General features: G+C 70.6%; 14 protein-coding genes. 7 read left to right on the top strand and 7 right to left on the bottom strand.

Annotated features, from left to right (window positions below; translation table 11 throughout):
• Positions 1 to 12 precede the first annotated feature (12 nt).
• From MTDSW087_RS01995 to MTDSW087_RS01980, 4 genes are read left to right on the top strand one after another with little or no spacing between them, the layout of a single operon-like run.
• The gene (locus MTDSW087_RS01995) at positions 13 to 1,341 is read left to right on the top strand and encodes a substrate-binding protein (RefSeq protein WP_144759384.1); all 1,329 of its coding nucleotides are present in this window, start codon (positions 13 to 15) and stop codon (positions 1,339 to 1,341) included.
• A gap of 8 nt (positions 1,342 to 1,349) precedes the next feature.
• A complete protein-coding gene (locus MTDSW087_RS01990; protein WP_144759381.1) occupies positions 1,350 to 2,225 on the top strand; it encodes a branched-chain amino acid ABC transporter permease in 876 nt (291 codons plus the stop codon).
• A complete protein-coding gene (locus tag MTDSW087_RS01985; protein WP_144759378.1) occupies positions 2,225 to 4,123 on the top strand; it encodes a branched-chain amino acid ABC transporter ATP-binding protein/permease in 1,899 nt (632 codons plus the stop codon). The genes MTDSW087_RS01990 and MTDSW087_RS01985 overlap by 1 nt, the downstream gene beginning before the upstream one ends.
• Complete coding sequence (locus tag MTDSW087_RS01980; RefSeq protein ID WP_144759375.1) at positions 4,110 to 4,814, top strand: ABC transporter ATP-binding protein; 705 nt, start codon at positions 4,110 to 4,112, stop codon at positions 4,812 to 4,814. Before MTDSW087_RS01985 ends, MTDSW087_RS01980 begins: the two co-directional genes overlap by 14 nt.
• Before the next feature lie 148 nt (positions 4,815 to 4,962).
• Here MTDSW087_RS01980 and MTDSW087_RS01975 read toward each other — a convergent pair whose 3' ends face one another.
• Complete coding sequence (locus MTDSW087_RS01975) at positions 4,963 to 5,175, bottom strand: DUF1674 domain-containing protein (RefSeq protein ID WP_144759372.1); 213 nt, start codon at positions 5,173 to 5,175, stop codon at positions 4,963 to 4,965.
• A gap of 87 nt (positions 5,176 to 5,262) precedes the next feature.
• Between MTDSW087_RS01975 and MTDSW087_RS01970 the strand changes: the two genes are divergently transcribed.
• From MTDSW087_RS01970 to MTDSW087_RS01960, 3 genes are all read left to right on the top strand, one after another.
• Positions 5,263 to 6,639: an RsmB/NOP family class I SAM-dependent RNA methyltransferase gene (locus tag MTDSW087_RS01970; RefSeq protein WP_144759369.1), complete on the top strand. Its 1,377-nt coding sequence runs from the start codon at positions 5,263 to 5,265 to the stop codon at positions 6,637 to 6,639.
• 134 nt (positions 6,640 to 6,773) lie between these two features.
• Positions 6,774 to 8,801, top strand: a complete 2,028-nt coding sequence (gene thrS, locus MTDSW087_RS01965) for a threonine--tRNA ligase (RefSeq protein ID WP_144759366.1) — start codon at positions 6,774 to 6,776, stop codon at positions 8,799 to 8,801.
• A gap of 361 nt (positions 8,802 to 9,162) precedes the next feature.
• Entirely contained in the window at positions 9,163 to 10,644 is a 1,482-nt protein-coding gene (locus MTDSW087_RS01960; protein ID WP_144759363.1) for a methyl-accepting chemotaxis protein, read from the top strand.
• A 48-nt stretch (positions 10,645 to 10,692) separates the two neighbouring features.
• Here MTDSW087_RS01960 and MTDSW087_RS01955 read toward each other — a convergent pair whose 3' ends face one another.
• The 6 genes from MTDSW087_RS01955 to MTDSW087_RS01930 all read right to left on the bottom strand — a co-directional run bounded on the left by MTDSW087_RS01955 (position 10,693) and on the right by MTDSW087_RS01930 (position 15,256).
• On the bottom strand, positions 10,693 to 11,385 hold the full coding sequence (locus MTDSW087_RS01955; RefSeq protein ID WP_144759360.1) for an MgtC/SapB family protein: 693 nt from the start codon (positions 11,383 to 11,385) through the stop codon (positions 10,693 to 10,695).
• Positions 11,386 to 11,474: 89 nt separating this feature from the next.
• Entirely contained in the window at positions 11,475 to 11,699 is a 225-nt protein-coding gene (locus MTDSW087_RS01950) for a hypothetical protein (protein WP_306421685.1), read from the bottom strand.
• 85 nt (positions 11,700 to 11,784) lie between these two features.
• Positions 11,785 to 12,450: a helix-turn-helix domain-containing protein gene (locus MTDSW087_RS01945; protein WP_144759357.1), complete on the bottom strand. Its 666-nt coding sequence runs from the start codon at positions 12,448 to 12,450 to the stop codon at positions 11,785 to 11,787.
• Positions 12,451 to 12,664: 214 nt separating this feature from the next.
• Positions 12,665 to 13,039 (bottom strand): response regulator transcription factor, encoded by a 375-nt coding sequence (locus MTDSW087_RS01940; protein WP_144759354.1) that lies wholly within the window; start codon positions 13,037 to 13,039, stop codon positions 12,665 to 12,667.
• Between the two features lie 77 nt (positions 13,040 to 13,116).
• Entirely contained in the window at positions 13,117 to 13,725 is a 609-nt protein-coding gene (gene fixJ / locus MTDSW087_RS01935) for a response regulator FixJ (RefSeq protein ID WP_144759351.1), read from the bottom strand.
• Positions 13,715 to 15,256, bottom strand: a complete 1,542-nt coding sequence (locus MTDSW087_RS01930; protein WP_144759348.1) for a PAS domain S-box protein — start codon at positions 15,254 to 15,256, stop codon at positions 13,715 to 13,717. Before MTDSW087_RS01930 ends, fixJ begins: the two co-directional genes overlap by 11 nt.
• Between the last annotated feature and the right edge of the window lie 42 nt (positions 15,257 to 15,298).

Here is a 15,298-nt window from a genome sequence, read left to right as displayed (position 1 = left end):
AGGAGTGGTTCCATGCTGTTCGACCGTCGCAAGCTGCTCCTCGGGGGTGCCGCGGGCCTGATCCTGCCGGGGCTGGCGCGCGGCGCGCTCGCACAAGGGGCTCCGTTGAGCCCGGCGCAGATCGGCACCTTCCCGGACGGCGTCTCGGCCGACTCGGTCTTCGTCGGGCTCAACATGCCGCTGACCGGCGTGTTCTCGGGCGACGGCAGCGACCTGAAGCTCGGCTATGAATTGGCGATCGCGCAGATCAATGCAGGCGGCGCGATTCCCGCGGCCTGGGGCCTCAAGGGCAAGGGCGTGCTCGGCCGCCAGATCCGCTACAAGGTCGCGGACACCGAAGGGAAGCCGAACGTCGCGGTCCAGGCCGCGACCCAGTTCGTGCAGCGCGACAAGGCGATCCTGTTCCAGGGCTCGGTGAGCTCGGCCGAGGCGATCGCGCTCGAGGAATTGGCCTCGCGCGACAAGGTCCTCTACATGGTCGGCATCGCCGGCTCGAACGACGTCACCGGCAAGAACTGCCAGCGCTACGGCTTCCGCTCGCAGCAGAACGCCTACATGGCGGCCAAGGCGCTCGCCCCCGTCGTCGCCAAGGCGCTCGGCAAGAAGCTCAAGGCCGCCTTCCTCGTCCCGGACTACACCTACGGCCAGACGGTCTACGATTCCTTCGCGAAGTTCACGAAGGAGCAGGGCTGGACGCAGGTGCTGAAGGAGACCGTGCCGCTCGGCACGGCCGATTACAGCTCGGCTTTGCTCAACATCGCCAACAGCGGTGCCGACGTCTTCATCAACATCTGCTTCGGATCGGACGCCGTCGCCTCCACCAAGCAGGCCGAGCAGTTCGGCATCCTGTCGAGCATGAAGCTCGTCGTGCCCAATCTCTCCTCGTTCCAGGACAAGGAGGTCGGCCCCGAGCTCATGCAGGGCGTCTACGGCTCCTGCGACTTCTGGTGGACGATCCAGGATCGCTACCCGCTCGCCAAGACGTTCGTCGAGACCTTCTCGGAGAAGAACAAGTACAAGCCCCGCTGGGGCGCGCATATCGGCTACATGCAGACCTATCTCTGGGCACTCTCGGTCGAGCGGGCGGGCGGATTCAATCCGGTCGACGTGATCAAGGTCATGGAGGCCTCGAAGAGCCAGCCCTACGAGAGCACGGTCGGGCGCGTCTATTTCCGCGCCGAGGACCACCAGATGGTCCGGCCGATCCCGATCCTGAAGGGCAAGGCGCCCTCCGCCATGAAGGGGCCGGAGGACTTCTACGAGGTCATCGACGTGGTCGACGGCGAGAGCGTGATGAACCCGCCCGACCTGTTCGGGTGCAAGCTCGGCTCCTACACCTGAGCCGCCCGATGCCGAGCACCGCCGCCCTCGTCTCCCAGGCCTTCAACGGCCTCGCCCTCGGCAGCCTGCTGGCGCTCGTCGCCAGCGGGCTCACCATCATCCTCGGTACGCTCGGCGTCCTGAACTTCGCCCACGGCGCGCTGTTCGCGGTGGGCGCCTACACCGCCTTCGTGATGATGCAGGCCACGCATTCCTTCGTGCTGGCCCTTCTCGGCGGCTGCGCCGTCATGCTGATCATCGGCTTCGCGATGGAGCGGCTCGTCATCCGCCACTTCTACGCGCGGCCGGACGAGGACCAGATCCTCGTCACCTACGGCATCGGCATCGTCCTTGTGGAAGCGCTGCGGGCCTGGTTCGGCGGCAACAGCCAGCGGGTGCCGGTGCCCTCATGGGGCACGGGGGCGACGAAGCTCGGCTTCATGGTCTACCCGACCTACCGGCTGCAACTCATCGGCATCGTCGCGGCGCTGCTCGTCGGCCTCTACCTCGTGCTCTACCGGACCTCGGTCGGCCTCGTGGTGCGCGCCGGCATCGAGAATGCCGGCATGGTCGGCATCCTCGGCATCGACGTGCGGCGCACCTTCCTGTTCGTCTTCGCGGTCGGCATCGTCGCGGTGGGGCTCGCCGGCATGCTCTACGCCCCCGTCGTCGCGGTGACGCCCGACATGGGCGCGACCTTCATGGTGCAGTCCTTCGTGGTGATCGTGCTCGGCGGCCTCGGCTCCTTCCCCGGCGCCGTCATCGGCGGCCTGATCGCGGGCGAGATCATCAGCCTGACCAGCGCCTTCGACTCCGCCTATTCGGAGGTGATGCTCTACGGGCTGATGGCCCTCGTCCTGGTGGCGCGCCCGCAGGGGCTGTTCGGCACGGAGGGGCGGGTCTGATGCGCCGCCTCGATCCCCGCTCGTTCCTGCCCGAGCTGGCGCTGCTCGCCGTCCTCGCCGCCGCGCCCCTCCTGCTGCCGCCGCTCGGCTTCTCGCACGACCTCCTCAGCCGCGCGCTCAACTGGGCCCTGTTCGGGCTCGGCCTCGACATCCTGTTCGGGCTCGCAGGGCTGCTCTCCTTCGGGCAGGCCGCCTTCTACGGCATGGGCGGGTTCGTGGCCGCCTACCTGCTCGTCTCCGGCACGATCCAGAGCGTCTGGCTCGCGCTCCTCGTCGGCACGGCGGCGGCGGGCGTGCTCGGCCTCGCGGTCGGCTGGCTCGCGGTGCGGCGCATCGGCATCTACTTTGCCATGATCACCCTGGCCTTCGGCCAGATGGCCTATTTCATCGAGAACTCGCCGCTCTCCGACTATACCGGCGGCGAGAACGGCATCGCGGGCGTGCCCGTGCCGGTTCTGGGCTTCGGCGCATACGCGGTGAGGATCACCGCCGGCCTGCCGATGTACGCGCTGCTCGCGGCCGCCTTCTTCCTGGGCTTCGTGCTGGCGCGGCGCATCGCCCGCTCCCCGGTCGGCCTCATCCTGAAGGCGGTGAAGGAGAATACCGGCCGCGTCGCCATGCTCGGCCACGACGTGCCGGCCTACAAGCTCGCGGCCTTCACCGTCGCGGCGCTCTATGCGGGGCTCGCGGGCGCCATGCTCGGCCCCTTCCAGAGCTACATGCCGCCCGACGCCTTCGCGCTGGAGACCTCGGGCCAGCTCGTGGTGCAGACCATCGTCGGCGGCGTCGGCACGCTGGTCGGCCCCCTCGTCGGCGCCGCCCTCTGGCTCTGGCTGCGCGACAACCTCCAGCTCATCCCGGGCTTCGGGCCCCTGTGGAAGCTCGTCCTCGGCCTCGCCTTCATCGGCCTCGTCATGGGCCTGCGCCGGGGCATCTGCGGCGAGATCCTGCATCGCTGGCGCATCCGCCGCGACGCCGCCCGCCTCAGCGCGGCGCAGGCCCGCACCGAGGCGATCGAGGCAGGCGCCGTCGCCGTTCCGGCGGTTGCCGAGGACGTCGCCCTGCCGATGCCGCGGCCGGCCATCGACGGGCGCGACGCCGAGGCCGAGATCGCCATCGAGGCGCGCGGCCTCGCCCGGCACTACGGCGGCCTGAAGGCGGTCGACGGCGTCAGCTTCCTCGTCCGCCGCGGCTCGATCCACGCGGTGATCGGGCCGAACGGGGCGGGCAAGAGCACCCTGTTCAAGATGCTCTCCGACGAGGTCGCCCCGAGCGCCGGCGAGGTCCTGCTCTTCGGTCAGCGCCTCACCGGGGCCGGCGTCACCCGCGCCGCCCAGCGCGGCGTCGCCAAGAGCAATCAGCTCAACCAGCTCTTCCTGGGGCTGACCGTGCGCGAGAACCTGCGGGTGGCGGCCCTCGCCCGGGCGCGCGGGCGCTTCCGGCTCGACCTGCTCCTGCCCGGCGCCGGGCGGCCCGAGGTCGAGGCGCAGATCGCGGCGATGCTGCGGCTGCTCGACCTCAGCGAGCGGGCCGAGACCCCGGCGAGCGTCCTCGCCTATGGCGAGAAGCGCCGCCTCGAGATCGGGATGGCGCTGGCGACGAGCCCGAACGTGCTCCTCCTCGACGAGCCGCTCGCCGGGATGAGCCCGTCCGAGCGCGTCGCCACCTGCGCCCTGATCCGCCGGATCGGCCGCTCCTGCACGGTGGTGCTGGTCGAGCACGATCTCGACGCGGTGTTCGGGTTGGCCCAGCGCATCACGGTGCTGAGCGAGGGGCGTCTCCTCGCGGACGGCCCATCCGAGGCGGTGCGGCGCGATCCCGCCGTGCAGAAGGCGTATCTGGGTGCCGTGCAGGACGATGCGGCCCATGCGGGGGAGGCCGTCCATGAGCCTGCTTGAGGTCGAGCGGATCAACACCCTCTACGGCGACTCGCACGTCCTGTTCGACGTCTCGCTGCATGTGGCGGAGAACGAGGTCGTGGCCCTGCTCGGCCGCAACGGCGCGGGCAAAACCACGACGCTGCGCAGCCTGATGGGCGTGCTCAAGCCCCGCTCCGGGGCGATCCGCCTCAACGGCCGGCCGATCCAGGGCCTTCCCCCGGCACGGATCGCCCGCGCCGGCATGCAGCTCGTTCCCGAGGAGAGGGCCGTGTTCGGCGGCCTCACCGTCGAGGAGAACCTGCGCGTCGCCCGCCTCACCGCGGAGAAGCCCTGGCCGCTCGACCGGATCTGGGAGGTGTTCCCGCGGCTCAAGGAGCGCCGGACCTCGCGCGGGCGGACGCTCTCGGGCGGCGAGCAGCAGATGCTCTCCATCGCCCGCGCCCTCATCCGCGACCCCTCGCTCATCCTGCTCGACGAGCCCTTCGAGGGGCTGGCCCCGCTGATCGTGCAGGATCTCGTGGAGCTGACGAAGCGCCTCGCCGCCGACGGGCGCACCATCATCGTCGTCGAGCAGAACGTGGCGGCGGTGCTGAGCTTCGCCGACCGGGTCTACGGCTTCAACAACGGCCACGTCGTCTACGAGGGCCGCGCCGCCGATCTCCGCGCGGATGCCGCGCCCATGCGCGGCTTCATGGGGCTGGCGGCGTAGGGCACTCTCACGCCGAACCGGCCTCCGCTTCGGCGGAGAGCCCTTGAGAGCATTTTCCGCGGAAGTGGTTGCCGGTTCCGCGAAAGAAAATGCGGCACCATCAATGTGATAGAGCATTTTCCGTGATCCAGGGATCATGGAAAATGCTCTAGAAATCGACGGCCAGGCCCTTAACCTCCCAATCCTGGTAGCGCACCGGCTCCAGGCCGCCGCGGCCCTGGCGCTCAGGATTGGCCGCGATCTCGGCCGCGCGGGCATCGACGGCGGCGCGGCGCTCCGCGGCTTCCGCCAGCGCGCGCTGGGCCGCGGGGCTGAGCGCGCGCGGGGTCGATTCCGGATCCTTCGGCGTTTCGTCTTGCATCGGGCTCGCTCGGATGAAAGGGCAGGGGCCGACGCTGGTGCCGGATCGGGCATCCAGGCCGGACATCCAGGAAAGTGATCGCTTAAAGTGGCATCGAGACCGACGCCCCGCAACGGACGCAAAGCCGAACCCGCGCAGGCCGCGGCCCTGCCCGAGGTGGCGGGCCTGCCCGCCCGCGCGGCCGCAGCCCGCGCCGTCGCCGAACTGCTCGGACAGAACCGCGCGCTCGCCCTCGAGGACGCGCTCGCCCAGCATGTCCGCGGGCTCGACTCCGCCGATACCGGCCTCGCCCGGGCCATCGCCACCACGACGTTCCGCCGCCTCGGCCTGATCCGGCGGGTGCTCGACGCGCGGCTCGAACGCGGCCTGCCGGAGCACCAGCCGGTGCTGATCGCGCTGCTCGCCACCGGCGCGGCGCAGATCCTCGACCTCGCGGTGCCGGACCACGCCGCGGTCGATCTCGCCGTGCGCCTCGCCAAGGCCGACCAGCGCACGCAGCACCTTGCGGGGCTCGTCAACGCGGTGCTGCGCCGGATCGCCCGCGAGCGGGACGAGATCCTGGCGGCCACCGACCCCCTCCTCGACGGCGCGCCGGACTGGCTGGCCGAGCATTGGCGGGAGACTTACGGGCCGGAGCGCGCCGAGGCCATCGCCCGGGCGCACCTCGCGGGTGCCACCGTCGACGTCACGGTGAAGGCCGATCCGGAGCTCTGGGCGCCCCGGCTCGGCGCGGCGCTGCTACCGACCGGCTCGCTCCGCCTGCCGGCCGAGACCGCGCCCGTGCCGACCCTCGACGGTTTCGAATCCGGCGCGTGGTGGGTGCAGGACGCCGCCGCCGCGCTCCCCGCCCGGCTTCTCGGGGCGCGGCCGGGCGAGCGCGTCGCCGACCTCTGCGCCGCGCCAGGGGGCAAGACTGCGCAACTCGCCGCCGCGGGTGCGCAGGTGACGGCCATCGACCGGTCCGCCCCGCGCCTGGAACGCCTCCAGCGCAACCTCGATCGCCTCGGCCTCGCCGCCGAGATCGTGGCCGGAGACGTGCTGACCCTGGACCGTCCGGACGAGTTCGACGCCGTGCTGCTCGACGCGCCCTGCTCGGCCACCGGCACCATCCGGCGCCATCCGGACGTGGCCTGGACCAAGTCGCCGCAGGACATCACCCGGCTGACGATCCTGCAAGCCAAGCTCCTCGACAAGGCGGCTTCGCTCGTGAAGCCCGGCGGGCGGCTCGTCTACTGCACCTGCTCGCTGGAGCCGCAGGAGGGCGAGCGCCAGATCTCGGACTTCCTCGCGGCCTATCCGGCCTTCGAGCGCGTGCCGGTGGAGCCCGCCGAGGTCGGCGGCCTGTCCGATCTCATCGACGCCAACGGCGACCTGCGCACGCTGCCCTGCCATCTCGGCGGCGGCACGGATGCGCGCGGCGGGCTCGACGGCTTCTTCGCGAGCCGTCTGCGCAAGCGCGCGTGAGGCGGGCGTAGGCGCGCCGGCCGTTTCTTCGGAACGAAAATCGGTCTAAACGGCCGCTCCCGCGCCGGTCGCGGGAGCCCCGATACCCCGCTTACCTGCCGCGTTCGCAGGAGTGAGCCAGGAGACCCGAGACGATGCCCATCCTGACGTTCCCCGACGGCAACACACGCGCCTACGACGAGGCGGTGACCGGCCGTACCGTGGTGGAGGGCATCGCCAAGTCGCTCGCCAAGCGCACCGTCGCCATGGCGCTCGACGGCGTGGTGGCCGACCTCGACGACCGGATCGAGCACGACGTCCGGATCGAGTTCCTCGACCGCACGGACCCGCGCGCGCTGGAGCTGATCCGGCACGATTGCGCCCACGTGCTGGCCGAGGCCGTGCAGGAGCTGTGGCCCGACACGCAGGTGACGATCGGGCCGGTGATCGAGAACGGGTTCTACTACGACTTCGCGCGGCCCGAGCCCTTCACGCCCGAGGACTTCCCGAAGATCGAGGCGAAGATGCGCGAGATCATCGCGCGCGACGCGCCCTTCACCAAGGAGGTCTGGAAGCGCGACGACGTCCGGCAGCTCTTCGCCGACAAGGGCGAGGGCTACAAGGTCGAACTCGTCGACGCGATCCCGCCCGGCGAGGACCTGAAGATCTACCGCCAGGGCGCGTGGTTCGACCTCTGCCGCGGCCCGCACATGACCTCGACGGGCAAGGTCGGCGCCGCCTTCAAGCTGATGAAGGTCGCGGGCGCCTATTGGCGGGGCGATTCCAGCAACCCGATGCTGACCCGCATCTACGGGACGGCCTGGGCCACGAAGGAGGATCTCGACGCCTATCTCCACCGCCTGGAGGAGGCCGAGCGCCGCGACCACCGCCGCCTGGGCCGCGAGATGGACCTCTTCCACTTCCAGGAGGAGGGGCCGGGCGTCGTCTTCTGGCACGCCAAGGGCTGGACGATCTTCCAGGAGCTGATCGCCTATATGCGCCGCCGCCTGAAGGGCGACTACGCCGAGGTGAACGCGCCGCAGATCCTCGACAAGGCGCTTTGGGAGACCTCCGGCCACTGGGGCTGGTACCGCGAGAACATGTTCGCAGCGCAATCCGCCGGCGAGGAGGCCGAGGACAAGCGCTGGTTCGCCCTGAAGCCGATGAACTGCCCGGGCCACGTGCAGATCTTCAAGCACGGGCTGAAATCCTACCGTGACCTGCCCCTGCGCATGGCCGAGTTCGGCGTGGTGCACCGCTACGAGCCGTCCGGCGCCATGCATGGGCTGATGCGCGTGCGCGGCTTCACCCAGGACGACGCGCACATCTTCTGCACCGAGGACCAGCTCGCCGACGAGTGCCTGAAGATCAACGACCTGATCCTCTCGACCTACGCCGATTTCGGCTTCGACGAGATCGTGGTGAAGCTCTCGACGCGGCCCGAGAAGCGCGTCGGCTCGGATGCGCTCTGGGACCATGCCGAGGCGGTGATGACCCGCGTGCTGGCGCAGATCGAGGCGCAGTCGGGCGGGCGCATCAAGACGGCGGTGAACCCGGGGGAGGGCGCCTTCTACGGGCCCAAATTCGAGTACGTGCTGCGCGATGCCATCGGCCGCGACTGGCAATGCGGCACCACGCAGGTGGACTTCAACCTGCCCGAGCGCTTCGGCGCCTTCTACGTCGATGCCGACAGCCAGAAGAAGCCGCCGGTGATGGTCCACCGCGCCATCTGCGGCTCGATGGAGCGTTTCACCGGTATCCTGATCGAGCATTTCGCCGGGCATTTCCCGCTCTGGTTGGCGCCCGTGCAGGTCGTCGTCGCCACCATCACCGGCGATGCCGACCCTTATGCCGAGGAGGTGGTGCGCGCGCTCACCCGCACCGGCCTGCGCGTCGAGGCCGATCTGCGCAACGAAAAGATCAACTACAAGGTGCGTGAGCATTCGCTGGCCAAGGTGCCGGTGCTGCTGGCGCTGGGGCGGCGCGAGGCCGAGGAGCGCACCGTCTCGATCCGCCGGCTCGGCAGCCAGAAGACGCAGACCCTGCCGCTTGCCGAGGCGCTCGCCGCCTTCGTGGCCGAGGCGACCTCGCCCGACATCCGCCGGGCGGAGGCGGTCGCCGAGACGCGGCCGAGCGAGGAGGTCACCCTCGATGCGCAGCATGCGGTGCATGCGGCTCCCTAGAGCCGCGCCCGATCGCATTGCGACGGGGCGCGGCTCTAAGCCTTTGTTTTGACGGGCTCTCTTTCGCCGAACCGGCATCCACTTCGGCGGAGAGCGCTCTCAGGGGCGCGCGGCGATCCTGATGGAACGGTGATACAACCGTGAATTGGAGCCGTGCCCGGCGCGGATGAGCTGGGCACGGCCGCGCGAATGCGCTGGATCCGGTCATCGGATGCGCCAGTCACCTCTTCGTGATTGATCTCGATCGGCGCGGATCCATAAAGTCGAACCGGAAAACGTCTGAATTCAGAAACCGTCAGCAACCGGCGGTTATGGTCCTCCCCGACGGCGGCAACCGAGCCGCGAGGGGAGGGGGATCACGATGCGGTTGTTGCGGACGAATACGGAGCGGGCCAAGCTCGAGGCCATCGGGGCGGCGCAGGCCGTGATCGAGTTCGATCTGGAGGGCAGGATCCTCGACGCCAACCCGAACTTCCTGAAGGCGATGGGCTACCGGCTCGACGAGATCCGGGGCCAGCATCACAGCCTGTTCGTCGATCCGGCGGAGCGGGAGAGTGCTGCCTACGGCCAGTTCTGGGCGGCCCTGCGTCGGGGCGATCATCAGGTTGCCGAGTACAGGCGCCTCGGCAAGGGCGGCCGCGAGGTCTGGATCCAGGGCAGCTACAACCCCCTGCTCGACCGTGCCGGCAAGCCCTGCGGCGTGCTGAAATGCGCCGTCGACGTGACCGCGCAGAAGCTGCGCGCCGCCGATTCCGAGGGCAAGCTTCGCGCGCTCGACCGCTCGCAGGGGATCATCGAGTTCGAGCTCGACGGCACCGTGGTCACGGCGAACACCAACTTCCTCGCCGTGATCGGCTACGGCCTCGACGAGATCCGCGGCAAGCACCACAGCCTGTTCGTCGATCCGACCGAGCGCGACGCTCCGGCCTACCGCGCCTTCTGGGAGGCCCTGCGGCGCGGCGAGTTCCAGCAGGCCGAGTACAAGCGCATCGGCAAGGGCGGCCGCGCGGTCTGGATCCAGGCGACCTACAACCCGATCCGCGACGCCGCCGACCGGCTGGTCAAGGTGGTCAAGTTCGCGACCGACATCACCGCCGCGGTGGAGGATCGCCTGCGGCGCGCCGAGCTGCACCGGAAGGTCGACCGTGAGCTCGACGGCATCGCGATCTCGGTCTCCGACGCCTCGCAGCAATCGATGAGCGCGGCGAGCGCCTCGGAGCAGGCCTCGGCCAACGTGCAGGGCGTCGCCGCGGGCGCGGAGGAGCTGGCGGCCTCCGTCGGCGAGATCAGCTCACAAGTCACGCGCGCCCTGCAGATCACCCGCCGCGCCGTCGATCAGGCCACCGCGACCTCGACGGTGGTCGGCGGCCTCGCCGCCGCGGCCCAGCGCATCGGCGAGGTTGTCGAGCTGATCGACCGCATCGCCGCGCAGACCAACCTGCTCGCGCTCAACGCCACCATCGAGGCGGCGCGTGCCGGCGAGGCCGGCAAGGGCTTCGCCGTCGTCGCCGCCGAGGTGAAGAACCTCGCGAGCCAGACCACCAAGGCGACCGAGAATATCAGCAACCAGATCAGCGCGACCCAGTCCGCGGCCAACGAGGCGGCGGCGGCGATCACCGGCATCGCCGAGACGATCGGACAGGTGAACGAGATCTCCGCGGCGATCTCGGCGTCCGTCGATCAGCAGGCCGCGGTGGCGCAGGAGATGTCGGTCAACATGCATTCGATGACCACGGCGGTCTCCGAGATCAGCCACAGCGTCGGGACCATCGCCGCCTCGACCCGCTCGATCGAGACGGCGGCCCATCAGGTCCGCGACGCCTCGCGCACCATGGCCGCCTGAACCTGCGGGCCGGACGCGGATGCGAGCCCCGGTCCGCGCGGCCGGGGCTCAGGCCGCGTCCTCCCAGGCGACCCGCTCGACGCCGGGCGTAGACCGCAGGGCGGCGATCAGGGCGAGCGACCAGGCCGGCCCGCAGGCGCGATGGGCGCCGAGACCGCGCAGGCGCCCGCGGTTGCCGTCCTGCTCGAAGCGCGCGGAGCGCAGGCTGAACCCCTGCGCCTCGATCACGGCCAGGAGGGTCGCGTGCGAGGTCTGCCCCGCGTCGAACACGACCGTGACGCTGCCGTAGCTGCGGCGGCGTAGCCTCGCCTCGACCCATTTGAGGCCCTGCAGCACCACCAGCCCGCCCGCCGTCGCGGCCATGCCGAGCTGCCAGGCGCCAGCGCCGAAGCACAGTCCGACCACGGTGGCGAGCCAGACGGTCGCCGCGGTGGTGACGCCGCGGACGATGCTGCCCTGCTTCAGGATCGTGCCCGCGCCGATGAAGCCGATCCCCGCGAGCACCCCTTGCGCGAGGCGCATCAGGTCGAGGCGCAGCACGGTCGTGTCCGGCGTTTCCGTATGCGCGAGGAGCCAGTTGGCGAGCAGCATCGCCGTGCAGGCCGCGAGGCAGATCAGCACCATCGTGCGCAGGCCGGCGGGATGGCCGAGCTCCTCCCGGTTCCAGCCGAGAAGAGCCCCCGCGACGAGGCCGAGGCCGAGGCGGACGAGGAGGGTGTCGAGGCCGAGATCCGTGGTCATGCGCCGTCTGGACGAAGGTTCCGCGAGAGGAGTCCGCGCGGAGCTCGTTCGGTTCCCGGAAGGCGCCGGATCGTGGACCCGGCACGCCCTCAGGCGGCGAGGCCGGTGACGTCGAGGACCTCGCAGGAATCGGCGCGCAGGCGCCAGTCGGCGATCTGCAGGGTCTCGCAGAAACGCGCCTTGGCCTCGTAGAGGGCCGAGACCTCGGAGCGGGCGCAGATCAAGGTCTGCCGCTGGAGGACGTCGTGCTCGTGACCGGTATCGTCCGAGACGCGCTTGTAGAACCTGACGAGGTATTTCAGCATGACGCGCATTCCGGGCTCGAGACCGCTCGATACGACCGCCGCCCGCCTCTCATCGCATTGATCCAGAACAAGGACTGCGTGGTCCGAAGAAATCTCAGGCATCGAGATGGCGCAGGGCCGCCCTGTCGCGCAGGCGGACGGAGTGGCGGTCGGGGGAGAGCGCGATGAGCCCGTCGCGCTCCAGCTGCGTCAGGCAGCGCGACACGCTCTCGACGGTGAGGCCGAGATGGTCGGCCATGTCGGTGCGCGGCATCGGCAGGCGGAGGTGGCCGGACGGGCCGTCCGCCATGCGCTCGGCGAGGTCGAGGAGGAAGCTCGCGATCCGCTCACGGGCGGATTTCCGGCCGAGCAGCATCATCTGGTCCTGCGCGCGGGCCAGCGCCCGGAGCGTCGCGGCGGCGACCTCGCGGGCGAGCGGGCCGTCCTCGCCGGTCAGCAGCATGCGCTCGCGGCGGTAGGCGATCACCCGGACCTCGCCGACCGCCTCGGCGCCGAAGCGGTGCTCCGTGCCGGCCTCGACCCCGAAGATGTCGCCGGGCAGGTGGAAGGCGTCGATCTGGCGGCGCCCGTCCGGCAGCAGGCGGCAGGTGCGCACGGTGCCGGAGGCGACCCGATAGAAGAAGCCGGCCCGGTCGCCCTCGGCGAAGATCTCCTCGCCCGCGCCGAAGCCGCGCTGCGTCTCGGGACGCGAGGCGGCCTCGATCCGCAGTCCGGGCGCGATCGATGGGATGCGGGGGGTGGTGGCGAGCGCGGTCTGCATGGGAGGCCTCGGCGGGGTGTCTCGAGCGCTCTCCGCCGAAGTGGATACCGGTTCGGCGAAAGAGAGCGCGTCAAAACAAGGACTTAGAGCTGTTCCTGATCGCAATGCGATCGGGAGCGGCTCTCAGAGGTCGGCGACCTCGACCCCATGGCTACGCGCTGCCCGGCATCCGGAAAATTCCGCTCGATCCCTAAGGGATTTCGCGTAGGGCGCCTCACGCCCCTGCGGCGAGGGCCTCCTGGATGCCGTCGACGAGCGAGGCGTCGTGGAAGGGCTTCTCCAGCACCGCGCGGAAGCCGGCCTGGGCGGCGCGCGCACGCAGGTCCGCGCTGCCGCGCCCGGTGATCAGGATGGCCGGCAGGCCGACCTTGCGGCCGCGCAGGCAGGCGATCAGCTCGAGGCCGTTCAGGCCGGGGATCTGGTAGTCGACGACGAGGCAGCCCCGCTCGGGCAGGGTCTCCTCGAGAAGGCCGGCGCCGTCCTTGTAGAGGCGCACGTCGAGACCTTCGAGTTCCAGCAGGAACTTCAGGGAATCGCGGACCGCCTCGTCGTCGTCGACCACGAGGACCGGCCCCGGCGGCGCGGGCATGGCGGCTCTGGGCTGCATCGGGAGGCCCGACCCTAGGCGCGCCGCCGTTCCGGAGCCTTGATCTGGCGCAACCGCCCTCAGGCCCGGCTCACCGAGAGCGCCATGCGCACCAGCTCGGAGAGGCTCGCCGCCTGCATCTTGGTCATCACGTTGGCGCGGTAGATCTCCACCGTGCGCGGGCTGATGCCGAGGTCGAGGCCGATCACCTTGTTGGCCTTGCCCGCCACGAGTCCGTCGAGGACCTGGCGCTCCCGCTCGGAGAGGGAGGCGAGGCGGCCGCGCACGGCGGCGGCGAGCGCCCCTTCCGCGGCCGTCCGGCCCGCTCGGTCGAGGGCGGTCCTCACCGCGGCGAGGAAGACCTCGTCGTCGAAAGGCTTCTCGATGAAGTCCACCGCCCCCTGCTTCATGGCCTCGACCGCCATCGGCACGTCGGCATGGCCCGTCATCACGATCACCGGGGGCGCGTTGCCGCGCTCGCGCAGGCGGCGCAGGAAGGCGATGCCGTCGAGGCCCGGCATGCGCACGTCCGTCACGATGCAGCCCGCCGCCTGGGGGACGGATTCCAGGAAGGCGAGCGCCGATTCGTGCAGCCGCACCGGCAGCCCGTCCGAGGCGACGAGGAAGCCGAGCGCCCGGCGCACCGCCGCGTCGTCGTCCACCACATGCACCACCGCCTCACCCGACATCGGCCAGCTCCCCCCGGTCGACCGCCCGCAACGTGAACCGGAACTCCGTCCCGCCCCCGTCCCGCGGCTCGGCCCAGATCCGGCCGCCATGCGACTCGACGATGGTGCGGCAGATCGAGAGGCCGACGCCCATCCCGTGCGGCTTCGTCGTCACGAAGGGCTGGAAGAGCTGCGCGGCCACCTCGGGCGCGAGGCCGGTCCCGGTATCGGAGACGCGCACCTCGATCAGCCGCTCGGCGGGCAGGGCCTTCGTCGCGACGACGAGGTCGCGCCGCTCGGTCCCCTGCATGGCCTCGATGGCGTTGCGCATCAGGTTGAGCAGGACCTGCTGGACCTGGATCCGGTCGGCGAGCACGAGCCGCGCCTCCGGATCGAGGTGGAAGCGCACGCGCACGCCCTTCTCCTTGGCGCCGACCAGGGCGAGGGCACTCGCCTCCTCCACCAGCTTGGGCAGCCCCTCGATGTGCCGCTCGCTCTCGCCGCGCGCCACGAACTCGCGCAGGTGGCGGATCACCTGCCCCGCCCGCAGCGCCTGCTCGGCGGCCTGGTTCACGGCGTCGGTGAGGAGCGGCACCTCCGGCCCCTCCATGCGGCCGAGGATGCGGCGGCAGCCCTTCAGGTAGCTCGCGATCGCGGTGAGCGGCTGGTTGATCTCGTGGGCCAACGTCGAGGCCATCTCGCCGAGCGCGGTGAAGCGGGACATGTGCACGAGCTCGGATTGCAGCTCCTGCAGGCGCGTCTCGGTCTGGTTCCGCTCGGTCAGGTCGCGGATGAAGCCGGTGAAGTAGCGCGCCCCGCCCGAGCGCATCTCGCCCACCGACAATTCCATCGGGAAAGTCGAGCCGTCCTTGCGCTGGCCGACGACGACCCGGCCGATTCCGATGATGCGCCGCTCGCCCGTCGTGAGGTAGCGGGCCATGTAGGTGTCGTGCTGGGTGCGGTAGGGCTCGGGCATCAGCAGGCTGACGTTGCGCCCCGTCACCTCCTCTTCCGCATAGCCGAACTGGCGCACCGCGGCGGCGCTGAAGGACTTGATGCGGGCCTGCTCGTCGATGACGACCATGGCGTCGGGCACGGTCTCGAGGATCGAGCGCAGATGGGCCTCGCGCGCCCGCAGCGCCTCCTCGGCAGCCAGCAATCCCGACAGCGCCCAGACCACCTTGGTGTAGCCGGCAAGCGTGCCCGTGGCGTCGCGCAGCGGTACCACAAGCACTCGCGCCAGATAGGGCTCGCCATCGGGCCCGAGGCGCATCCCACGCTCCTCGTAGAGGCCGGTCTCGCGGGCTTGTGCCAGGATGCGGTCGTGCTTGCCCGCGGCCACGTCCTCGGGGGGCAGGAAATGCGCGAGCGGGCGGCCGATCACCGCCGACGGGTCGAGGGGCGCGGCCTCGTCCGATTCGCGGTTCCAGCTCGTGACGCGCCCGTCGCGGTCGAGGGTGATGACCGCGACCTCGGCTGCGCCGGCAGGAACGTTCCCGGCCGGGCCACCATCGCGGTGCGGCACGCCACCGGTCCAGGCCGCCTCGTCCAACCCTGCGCTCCCCCGCTACCCAGGCGTGCATTCTACCGCGTG

Origin of the sequence: Methylobacterium dankookense (assembly GCF_902141855.1) — a bacterium.
Classification (GTDB): domain Bacteria; phylum Pseudomonadota; class Alphaproteobacteria; order Rhizobiales; family Beijerinckiaceae; genus Methylobacterium; species Methylobacterium dankookense.
The sequence above is the reverse complement of the archived record's forward strand: the minus strand, read 5'-3'. Positions and strand labels throughout refer to the sequence as shown.

Bases quoted from the DNA above. Each gene is read 5' to 3' on its own strand.
- MTDSW087_RS01980 (WP_144759375.1), top strand. From the start codon at position 4,110: ATGAGCCTGCTTGAGGTCGAGCGGATCAACACCCTCTACGGCGACTCG.
- MTDSW087_RS01990 (WP_144759381.1), top strand. From the start codon at position 1,350: ATGCCGAGCACCGCCGCCCTCGTCTCCCAGGCCTTCAACGGCCTCGCC.
- MTDSW087_RS01975 (WP_144759372.1), bottom strand. From the start codon at position 5,175: ATGCAAGACGAAACGCCGAAGGATCCGGAATCGACCCCGCGCGCGCTC.
- MTDSW087_RS01960 (WP_144759363.1), top strand. From the start codon at position 9,163: ATGCGGTTGTTGCGGACGAATACGGAGCGGGCCAAGCTCGAGGCCATC.
- MTDSW087_RS01955 (WP_144759360.1), bottom strand. From the start codon at position 11,385: ATGACCACGGATCTCGGCCTCGACACCCTCCTCGTCCGCCTCGGCCTC.
- MTDSW087_RS01995 (WP_144759384.1), top strand. From the start codon at position 13: ATGCTGTTCGACCGTCGCAAGCTGCTCCTCGGGGGTGCCGCGGGCCTG.
- thrS (WP_144759366.1), top strand. From the start codon at position 6,774: ATGCCCATCCTGACGTTCCCCGACGGCAACACACGCGCCTACGACGAG.
- MTDSW087_RS01985 (WP_144759378.1), top strand. From the start codon at position 2,225: ATGCGCCGCCTCGATCCCCGCTCGTTCCTGCCCGAGCTGGCGCTGCTC.
- fixJ (WP_144759351.1), bottom strand. From the start codon at position 13,725: ATGTCGGGTGAGGCGGTGGTGCATGTGGTGGACGACGACGCGGCGGTG.
- MTDSW087_RS01950 (WP_306421685.1), bottom strand. From the start codon at position 11,699: ATGCGCGTCATGCTGAAATACCTCGTCAGGTTCTACAAGCGCGTCTCG.
- MTDSW087_RS01945 (WP_144759357.1), bottom strand. From the start codon at position 12,450: ATGCAGACCGCGCTCGCCACCACCCCCCGCATCCCATCGATCGCGCCC.
- MTDSW087_RS01940 (WP_144759354.1), bottom strand. From the start codon at position 13,039: ATGCCCGCGCCGCCGGGGCCGGTCCTCGTGGTCGACGACGACGAGGCG.